This is a genomic window from Campylobacter concisus (assembly GCF_001891085.1).
In the GTDB taxonomy this organism is placed as follows: Bacteria; Campylobacterota; Campylobacteria; order Campylobacterales; family Campylobacteraceae; genus Campylobacter_A; species Campylobacter_A concisus_O.
This window is the reverse complement of the sequence record NZ_JXUP01000021.1, coordinates 1-666: the sequence shown is the minus strand read 5'-3', so window position 1 is coordinate 666 and position 666 is coordinate 1. Positions and strand designations below refer to the sequence as shown.

General features: G+C 34.8%; 2 rRNA genes. Both read right to left on the bottom strand.

What is annotated here, in order from left to right:
- Positions 1 to 170 precede the first annotated feature (170 nt).
- Positions 171 to 289: ribosomal RNA gene (gene rrf, locus TH67_RS10130) — 5S ribosomal RNA — on the bottom strand.
- Between the two features lie 132 nt (positions 290 to 421).
- Positions 422 to 666 (bottom strand): 23S ribosomal RNA (locus tag TH67_RS10125); the annotation flags it as partial.

The window sequence follows — 666 nt, the reverse complement described above, 5'->3', positions numbered from 1 at the left end:
GTTTTAGTCAATACTCGTATAAAGCATAAACTAAGAGATATTTATAAGCATAGAGATAAAGAGTCTGATTATTTAAAATATAAATAAATGTAATATTTGATATTTTGTTATAAATTAAAAAATAATATTAAAAGAAGATTGTTTAGATAAAGAAGATTAAAAACTAACAAAGCCCGCAACGACCTACTTTTCCAACATCCCAGTAAGGGAGAGTATCATCAGCCAGGACGAGCTTAGCTTCTTGGTTCGAGATGGAGCAAGGCGTTTCCTCGTCTGTATAGTCACGGGCAGTGTTAAATAAAAGATATATCATATAAATCTCTTATTTAACACTACTTGATAAAGTTAAAAGTCATAAACAAAGTTTTATAAAAACATATCTTATTAAGTTTTATCCTTAACAAGGAAGTGATGCTTATTAAAAGATAAGCAGACGAGCTATTAGTACTGGTCAGCTAAAGGACTTTCATCCATTACACACCCAGCCTATCAAACACATAGTCTATATGAGCTCTTAAAAGAAGATTCATCTTGGAGTTGGCTTCCTGCTTAGATGCTTTCAGCAGTTATCACATCCCAACATAGCTACCGAGCGGTGCTCTTGGCAGAACAACTCGTACACCAGTGGTTGGTTCGACCCGGTCCTCTCGTACTAGGGTCAACTCT